The organism is Sphingobacterium sp. UBA6317, assembly GCF_002440385.1.
Taxonomy (GTDB): domain Bacteria; phylum Bacteroidota; class Bacteroidia; order Sphingobacteriales; family Sphingobacteriaceae; genus Sphingobacterium; species Sphingobacterium multivorum.
Window position 1 is genome coordinate 1 of sequence record NZ_DJTD01000005.1, and the last position, 9,509, is coordinate 9,509.

General features: G+C 40.7%; 6 protein-coding genes. 4 read left to right on the forward strand and 2 right to left on the reverse strand.

The window, feature by feature from the left end; genetic code table 11:
- Positions 1 to 29 precede the first annotated feature (29 nt).
- On the reverse strand, positions 30 to 2,360 hold the full coding sequence (locus B3E92_RS00565) for a GH92 family glycosyl hydrolase (RefSeq protein WP_286894858.1): 2,331 nt from the start codon (positions 2,358 to 2,360) through the stop codon (positions 30 to 32).
- Positions 2,361 to 2,713: 353 nt separating this feature from the next.
- Here B3E92_RS00565 and B3E92_RS00570 point away from each other — a divergent pair, with 353 nt between their 5' ends.
- Positions 2,714 to 4,048 (forward strand): hypothetical protein, encoded by a 1,335-nt coding sequence (locus tag B3E92_RS00570; RefSeq protein ID WP_286894859.1) that lies wholly within the window; start codon positions 2,714 to 2,716, stop codon positions 4,046 to 4,048.
- A 64-nt stretch (positions 4,049 to 4,112) separates the two neighbouring features.
- Here B3E92_RS00570 and B3E92_RS00575 read toward each other — a convergent pair whose 3' ends face one another.
- Positions 4,113 to 4,847, reverse strand: coding sequence for a GntR family transcriptional regulator (locus B3E92_RS00575; protein ID WP_286894860.1), 735 nt, complete (start codon positions 4,845 to 4,847; stop codon positions 4,113 to 4,115).
- 93 nt (positions 4,848 to 4,940) lie between these two features.
- Here B3E92_RS00575 and B3E92_RS00580 point away from each other — a divergent pair, with 93 nt between their 5' ends.
- The 3 genes from B3E92_RS00580 to B3E92_RS00590 are packed head-to-tail and all read left to right on the forward strand — an operon-like array spanning position 4,941 to position 9,412.
- Complete coding sequence (locus tag B3E92_RS00580) at positions 4,941 to 6,278, forward strand: sugar porter family MFS transporter (RefSeq protein WP_286753852.1); 1,338 nt, start codon at positions 4,941 to 4,943, stop codon at positions 6,276 to 6,278.
- 50 nt (positions 6,279 to 6,328) lie between these two features.
- Positions 6,329 to 8,083: a class I mannose-6-phosphate isomerase gene (locus B3E92_RS00585; protein WP_286894861.1), complete on the forward strand. Its 1,755-nt coding sequence runs from the start codon at positions 6,329 to 6,331 to the stop codon at positions 8,081 to 8,083.
- A gap of 30 nt (positions 8,084 to 8,113) precedes the next feature.
- Positions 8,114 to 9,412: a hypothetical protein gene (locus B3E92_RS00590; RefSeq protein WP_112376215.1), complete on the forward strand. Its 1,299-nt coding sequence runs from the start codon at positions 8,114 to 8,116 to the stop codon at positions 9,410 to 9,412.
- Positions 9,413 to 9,509: the final 97 nt, after the last annotated feature.

Here is a 9,509-nt window from a genome sequence, read left to right on the forward strand (position 1 = left end):
TTTTTGAGACAGCCTCTTTTATCTTATATTTAGTCACCTTTCAACTTGAGATCTAAAATCCCACCTTCCACCAAACGCTCAAAAGGAAGTTGCCAACCTTTCCACAGGCGATTATTCAACCGAACTTGATCAACAATAGAACTATTGGGTTGCTCTTTCTTCACCTGAATGATAAATTTATTTTTTCTCAATTTCTTCGGCAATTGTATCGTTACCCGATCGAAAAGTGGCGCGCCTATCTGAAGTGCGGGCTTCTCGGTGGTGAGACTTCGGACATCGAATAGGCCGATACTTGACAAGACATACCATGCTCCAAGCTGTCCTTGGTCTTCGTCTTGTCCGTAGCCATAGCCATGTATCGCATCGTTACCATAAAACTCATTGCAAATTGCCCTTACCCATTTTTGACTCAGATCAGGTCTACCAGAAAAATAGAACAGCCAAGAGATATGCAGGTTCGGTTGATTACCGTGATTATAAAGACTTTCAATCCCTGCGAAGGCGTCAATTTGTGTACCACCTCCAAACACATTCTTCTGCGACACCGTAAAGATACTATCCAACCGCTGATTGAACAGATCCTTTCCAACGAGTTTAACCAATTCTTGTGGGACATGCGGAACATAGAACGTATACTGCCATGCATTTCCTTCCTGAAATCCACGCCATGGTTCATAAGGGTTAAAGTTTGAAATGAATCGTCCAGTACTATCCTTTGGCCGCATAAACTTCGTCTCGGTATCATACAGATTGCGCCATCCATTGGATAATTCCTGAAATTTAACATAGTCTTTTTGACGCCCCAATGATTTTGCAAATTGCGCAGCCGCTCCAGCGGAAAAAGCATATTCCAAGGTATGCGAAGCGCCAAAAGGAGATCCATTGGTCATTAATTCGGGACTGCCATGATCATCTTTTATATACGGTGAGTAGCCTTTGCGGACGAAAACTCCCACATCTAACTTTCCTGCTCCAGGCAGACGGTCCTTCGCTTCCAATTCATTTTTGCGTACCGCATCATAAGCAAGATTCATATCATAGTCACGAATACCGACATTGTAGGCCGCTGCGATTGCCAAACCCGTAAAATTAGTTCCTACACCCGAAACGTATTTACTGTTGGCAATACCGTCTCCTAACCAACCTGCATCGCGATAGACCAACAATTGACTCTGAATCCAGTCGTTGTAATAGTCTGGATACGCAATAGACCACAACTGTGTTAAATTCCAAAATGCGCCCCAGATAGCATCGGTATTATAATGATGATGAATCGGTTGCCCTTGCTTATTTAGGGCAATCTGCCCCACCGAGCCGTCATTTTTGGGATATGCACCATTTACATCGCTTGCAAGCCCACGGCCAAGTAAAGCATGATACAATCCTGTATAAAATTTAATGCGGTCGTCCGCTTTGCCCCCTTCCACCAAAATTCTTCCCAGTTCACTATTCCAGGTTTGCAAGGCATTATTCTTTGCAGCATCAAACGACATATCCTTCGCCTCTTTAAGCAAATTCAGTTGTGCATTTTCTACAGAAGTATAAGATAAACCCGTCTTGATGTCTATTGATTCGCCTGCTTCAGTGCCAAACTTCAGATATACTCCAGCTCCTTTTCCTTTTATGCGCGTATGTTGGTCAAAAGTTATAGAATCTCTAAATGTCCCAAAAGACTTCGGTTGTTTGTTGATCTCCGCAAAGAAAAACATTTTGACCGTAGCCCCCTGCTGATATTTTTGTACATATACAGGATTGGTAACCACATATCCCCAGACGTGCTGTTTGTCATAATTTACTTCGGCATCAACGACCGGTCCACTTTCCCCCATCACATGGCCAATATCGAAAATAAGGTTGGCTTCTTCCGTTTTTGGAAAAGTATAGCGGTGAAAACCGACACGCTTCGTTGCCGTAAGTTCAGCAAGTATATTATAATCTTTTAGCATGACACGGTAATAGCCAGAAGTGGCAAATTCATCCTTCTTGTCAAAATCGGAACGATAACCGCTTTTTGGACGATCAAGTTGACCGGGCATTGTCTTCAATTTTCCAACGGATGGTGCAAATACCACTCCGCCTACCTGAAATTCGTGAAAATTAGCAAAGCCTTCTATTGAGGTATGCCTATCGTCATAACCCACGGCCTCCCAGCCCGACTTGTTCCCATAGCTTCCATTTGTGCTCGGAGCGAGCTTAGCCATTCCAAAAGGTACGGCTGCTGGTGTATAAAAGAAATACCGACTATGGACGGATCCAATATTAGGTTTTACAAAAACGGTCAAATCTGTTTTCTGCTGTGCGGAAACAGCTGCCGTACTCACAAATAAACTACAAAAATAATAAATGATACGCTTTACCATTGTTCTCAATTAGGTTCTACAGCAAACTTACAAAAAAATAGGGTATGTATAAACATGAGTTAGATTTTATTACTTAATTTAACGACTTAACAGATTGCATCGCAACGCCTAAATTTGTAAAATTTTAAATACTAATCAAATAAAACACTATTAAAGCTTAAATACTGACATTTTTCCATAACTTTGATTGTACATACATATTAAAATATAACCAGTAAATAAATTCAAAAAAATACACATCGAACGGCTGATCTTCGATCACAAGCCTGAAATAAATACAAATTAACGTTGAAATAAATACCAATGATTGACAGGTACACTTGTCAATCCTAATTAATTACAATACAACCACAATGAAAAAAAACAACACATTTTTTAGTCTAATACTTCTGTTACTCGGAACCCAACTATCAGCACAACAAACAAAACCCGACCGTATCGCGCAACTTAAGTTAGCAAAAAGCATTCTAGCGGATCAAAACCTAAAATATGTGGACATCCTTGCCCGAGAGGTCATCAAAGAAGGTTTCAATGCGGGAAGTGGCTACTCACAAATTTGGGCCAGAGATCTCAATACATTCATCGAAACCGCATTGGAAGAGCGGTCCCAAGCGGACATTAGAGGGGCTATTTTAGTATTTTTTAGGATGCAACAGCCCAATGGCGAAATGGTAGACGGCTATGTACTAAAGAAAGACTTTACCTGGCATGATGATACACCCTACTATTCAAAAAACGCTCCTGATCATGTGGGTTTTAAAAACACGGTAGAAACCGACCAGGAAACGTCACTCATCCAATTGTTGGGTAAATACATAATAAAAACAAAGGATTACAGTATCTTGGAAGAGTCTATCGGTGGAATTTCTGTAAAAGACCGTATCCAACTTATGTTGGATTATCTGAAAAAGGAACGGTTCAACCAAAAGTATCAGCTACTTTGGGGTGCGATGACAGCAGATTGGGGAGATGTACAGCCCAACGACAGCTTTGGTTGTGATTGGAATGACCAACTTTCCAATGAGGCAATCGATATTTATGACAACGCGATGTTTATTATTGCATTGCAGGCATTGATTGATATCCAGCCCAACTCTCCCAAGGTGGCGGAATGGAAAGGATTAAAAAAGAGTCTCGAAACGAACAGTAGACGTTATTTATGGGATAAGAAAAAACAAAAATTCATTCCGCACATATACCCTAAGACATCACCTATTTCTAAAGGATTTGATGAAAATACGATCCATTATCATGGCGGCACCGCCATCGCTATAGAAGCGGGGCTACTAACACCTTCAGAAATAAAAACAGTCAACAAACAAATGCTTGAAAACGTGCGGTTATCTGGCATGCCGAGTATTGGATTGACCTTGTACCCAACCTATCCCGTCGGATTTTTCATTGGCGGAATGGCTCAACCTTACCAATACCAAAATGGTGGTGATTGGACCTGGTTTGGCGGGCGGATGATCCAGCAACTCGTTTTAAATGGCTTTTATCAGGAAGCCTATACCGAACTCCAACCGATGATCGATCGGGTTGTGAAAAACAAAGGATTTTACGAATGGTATGGTCAAAATAACGTACCCAGTGGATCAGGAAAATTCAAAGGTTCAGCAGGCGTGCTGAGTAAAGCAATAGCTCTCCTAGAAAGCTGGGCTGAAACTACCCTGGAAAAGAATCATTAAAAGAATAAATAAATTAGCTATTCACTCATCCAATTAATCCATTCAAAAAGGATGAGTGAATTCCCTAATAATCTCTTCTGCTTTCGACAGTATAGGTAAAACTTTCCGCGCGGTAGAACCCTAAATTATATTCAATCGGCTTCCCAGATTGGTCAAATACAAAGCGCTTGCGGGACAGAATAGGATCACCGATATTAATATCCAATTTATCAGCTATAAATTTATTTGCGGCCATTGCATCCAGCTCTTCCTGAGAAAGATCTGCAACGACATGATAATCTGCTTCTAAGATCTCATATAAAGGTCTCTTAAAATCTTCATCGCCGTTTAAACCTATACGCGGATGAAAGTAAGAGATAAAATAAACAAATGGGTCATCTTTCTTTCCTCTCAGACGTTCCAGTTTTAATAGCTTTTGGTCCTCATCTACATTAAAAAACTTCGAGACTGCTTTGTCCGGAACAACCCAGCTGACGTGAAGCTCAAAATTCTTTACCTCAATTCCTCTGTTTTTCATCTCTTGTGAGAAACTCAGCCAATTCTTGGATTTGGAACTAAATTTGGAACTAGCCACCTTCGTGCCTATTCCCTTCTTTCTAATGAGCAACTCCTCGTAGACTAGTTTATTGATCGCCAAACGCAAAGTAGAACGGGAAATTGCCAATCTTTTTGCTAATTCAATTTCGTTGGGCAATAACTTACCCTCTATATATTCAGGCTGCTTAATTAATTCGCGTAACAGATTCTCTGCTTGTATATGCAGCGGAACAGGGCTTTTATGATCTATTTTTAAATTCATCAGTTGGATTGCTTGTGCTAAAATAAGATTTTTTGCATAATTAAAAAAATAGATATATGTTTGTATGTATATACATATTAATTTAAACCGCAGATGTCAAAGAGATTTATCATCATTTTATGTATCGTTTCACTTGGAGGACTCCTTTTCGGTTTCGATATGGCTGTAATTGCAGGTGCATTGCCGTTAGTAAAGCAATTTTTCGGACTATCTCCTGCTCAAGAGGGCGTTTTTGTCAGTTCAGCCCTGCTAGGCTGTATTGTCGGTGTATTTTTCACAGGACCATTAACAGATAAATACGGCAGAAAACCAGCCTTTGTTACTGCGGCCCTGCTCTTTTTATGTTCAGCAATTGGCTGTGGATTCAGTCCTTCTTATAGCATATTAATTGCAAGTAGAAGCATTGGGGGCTTGGGTGTTGGAATAGCCTCAATCGTTGTGCCCTTATATCTCGCTGAAATATCGCCAAGTAAATTTAGAGGAAGATCAGTCACCTGTTACCAACTCGCTATTACATTCGGGATCCTTTTTGCGTATATCAGCAATTATTTGATTCTCGAATATAGCTCCGCACAGCAAAATGAACTCTGGCGAACTATGTTTTTAGTTGGTGCAGTACCGGCTTTATTGTTATGCATCGGAGTTTACTTTATTCCTGAAAGTCCACGTTGGCTATCTAAAAATGGGCGGAACACGGAAGTAGCAGCGATCAGTGGCGCATTAGGACTATCGGATATACAAGAGGTCGGCAACGTTTCCTCGAAGGGAAATCTACGTGATCTCTTCTCGCCTATTTATCGCAAGGCCTTCCTATTGGGCTTATTCCTTCCTTTATTTTCACAGCTCAGTGGCATAAACGCAATTGTCTACTATGGTCCGAGCATATTGCTTGAATCTGGTATTTCATTAAATAATTCCTATCATGCTCAACTATTCTTTGGAGCCGCCAATGTGTTATTTACTTTCTTTGCCATCTGGAAGGTTGACAATTGGGGTAGACGTCCCTTATATCTTTTGGGAACGGTAGGTGCTACCCTGAGTTTGCTGGTTACTGGATATCTTTTTAATCAAGGTCAAGTCAATAATATCGCATTGATTATCGCTATACTTTCGTTCTTATTTTTCTTTGCTTTTTCCATTGGCCCGCTAAAATTTGTTGTCGCCGCCGAAATCTTCCCAAATGCCATCCGGGCTCGTGCCATGGGTATCAGTATTATGGTGATGTGGATTTCCGATGCTATCGTGGGACAACTAACACCCATTCTACTCGCTTCCTGGGGGGCCCGCTATACGTTCTGGTTGTTTGCATTTTTCTGTGCCATCGCATTCCTTGTTGTACTTGCATTCCTTCCGGAAACAAAGGGTAAACCTTTGGAAGAGATCGAAAAATTCTGGATTGAAAAGCACAATAAAAAATCAACAAACAAGTAAGCAAAAAGCGACTTAATCCAACATCATTCATTTGCAATAAATTACATTATATGTATTCTAATACTCAAACAAAACCTTTTCAGTACGAAATCACACCGACGTTTCCGGTTCAAGGAACACTATCAAATTCCTACACGGATCTTGCTGCACATCTCATTACACATAATATACATAGCATTGATGGTTTTGTAGGTGTTGACTGGGCTACAATCATCCCCAAGCTAAAGCAAGAATTTGAAAAACAGGGCGTAACTCCACGATTTATTGCCATGGATTCAGCTTTAAAAACTGAATCAGCGATCCAGGAGCTTGTCGCACCATACCTCGGTGGCGACGATCCATTATTTGGAAAAAAGGCCGGGATTCAACTCATTGAATACTTTGACACCCAAAAGCTTGCGGACCTTCAAACCATACGAGCAAACGCCGAATCAATACAAGCTGAGTATACCATCTTTTATGGCCCTGGAGCATCATTAGTCGATACGTCTAGTCAGCTGATGTTTATTGATCTGCCCAAAAACGTGCTAATTCAACGTATGCGTGCGGGAGAAGCTTTAAACTTAGGTTGTTCAACACAGACCAATCAAAAGGAAACCTACAAGCGTTACTATTTTGTCGATTGGGAAATATTGAATAGACATAAAAGGTCTATCCTTTCCCGTGTCGAAATTCTTGCCGATCAACAATCGGCCCAAAACCTACCATGGATCACAGGGAAGGATCTACATGCTACTTTGCTGGCCATGTCCCAAAATTACTTCCGCGTACGACCAACTTTTGAACCCGGCGTATGGGGTGGACAGTGGATGAAAGAGCACCTTTCAGGCATAGATCAGCATGTCAAAAACTATGCGTGGTCCTTCGAAATGATTGTCCCTGAGAATGGCATTTTGCTCGAAGCAGATGGACATACAATCGAAATTTCATTTGATCAATTGATGTTTCAAGAAAGTGCCAATGTGCTTGGTCATGCCCAGCAACGTTTCGATGTTGAATTCCCGATACGCTTCAATTTTCTGGATACCTTTGATGGCGGCAACCTATCCATTCAATGTCACCCTAGTCCAGCCTATGCAAAAACAGAATTTGGAGAAAACTTCACACAGGACGAATCATACTATATCGTTGATAGAAAAGAGGACGCACAAGTGTATCTGGGCTTTCAGCAATCCATTGATGCAGACAAATTTCGCTCAGCTTTAGAAGAGAGCTTCCATACCGGAACAGCCATGGATATCGAGCAATACGTTCAAAAATTCGAATCCAAGAAACACCAATTGTATTTGATACCACATGGTACTGTACATTCTTCCGGCGTGAATAATCTCGTACTCGAAATCAGTGCAACACCTTACAATTATACCTTTAAAATGTACGACTGGGTGCGTCCGGATTTAGATGGGAAACCACGCCCATTAAATATTGATAGAGCATTCGCCAACCTCAATTTTAGCCGAAAAGGTGATGTCGTAAAAAACACGCTGCTTGCTCAGCCCACTGAAGTAGCCCTTGATGCGCAAGCAACAAGAATACATTTGCCAACGCATGAAGATCATTTCTACGATGTTTTTAGATACGAATTCGATCAGGATGTTGCAATTGAAACACAAGAACAGTGTCACATCATGATGCTTGTGGAGGGGGAGGCAATTGAGCTGACGACAGCAAATGGCATGAAGAAAGTCTTTCATTATGCTGAGACTTTTGCTGTTCCTGCTGCTGCCGGATCCTATACATTGCGTAATTTAGGAAACGATAAGGCAAAGGTTATCCAATCTTTTGTCAAAGAATCCAAATGTTAATCAAACCATTTACTATAAACTAACAGCACAATGAGAACTATATTTTTTGCGTTATCTTCGTCTCTCCTATTACTGTCCTGCCAAAATGCTGGCGGTAAGGTTTCTACAAGCAATTTACAGGATAGCATCCAAAAAGACAGCAGCTTCAATCTTGTCAAAGATATGGCTACGAACGTCATTAAAAGTGGATTCAATGCGGGGGATGGATACAGTGAGGTGTGGATTAGAGATTACAATACATTTATCACCTTAGCAACAAAAGTCCATCCCCATGAACAGATCAAAGATCAATTAGCTTTGTTTTTTAAGCTACAAGGTCCTGATGGTAATATTGCCGATGGTTTTGTCAAAAAATCTAGCTTAAAAAATGGCGTATCGGACTATTATACCATCACTAGTCCCTTAGCTCCTGATTATGCAGCACACAAAAATACAGTTGAAACGGACCAGGAGTCTTCTTTGATCCAAGCGGTACATAAATATATCGTTGCAACGAAAGATAAGGCTTTTCTCGATGAAAAAATTGGAAATGCGGCTGTAAAGGATCGCATGGAGCATGCTTTACAATTTTTATTGGACAAACGTTATAATGCTACTTATGGTTTACTTTGGGGCGCAACTACAGTCGATTGGGGTGACGTTCAACCTGAACACGATTGGGGTGTCCACCTGGATGAAAATTCGCATATTGCTTTGGACATCTACGACAATGCAATGTTTTTGATCGCGCTTGACAATTACATGGATCTTTTCCCTGAGAAAAAAGAAAAGTGGGGAAAAATCAGAGCGTCTATAGCAAGTAATACCATGAAACACCTTTGGGACGAAAAGAACCAAAAGTTTATTCCCCATATTTATATCAAAGGCTCTCCATTTGCGGCTGATTTTGATGAAAATCAAATCTATTATCATGGTGGAACAGCAATTGCTATTGAGGCTAATTTGCTCAGCAAAGAGCAAATAAAAGTTTCATTGGATAAAATGATTAAAAATGTAAAAGATGCTGGTGCAGCAACAATTGGACTTACTGTGTACCCGACTTATCCGGCAGGCTCGTTTAAGAACAAAGGCATGTATCCTTACGGTTATCAAAATGGTGGGGACTGGACTTGGTTTGGTGGTCGTATGATTCAGCAGCTTGTTAAAAATGGCTTTCAACAGGAAGCTTATGCGCAAATACAGCCGATGCTTGCCCGTGTTATCAAAAACAAAGGATTTTATGAATGGTACACAAAAGATAACAAACCAGAGGGCTCTGGAACTTTTAGAGGTGAAGCAGGTGTCCTTTACGATGCCATCGAGTTATTAGAAGGTGCTGGCACGAAATAAAAACAGCTTATCGTGATGTAAAAAGAGCAGCAGGAAATTCCTTGCTGCTCTTTTATTTGAAATCGTCACCTCCGCATTCCTATTCCTATTCCTATTC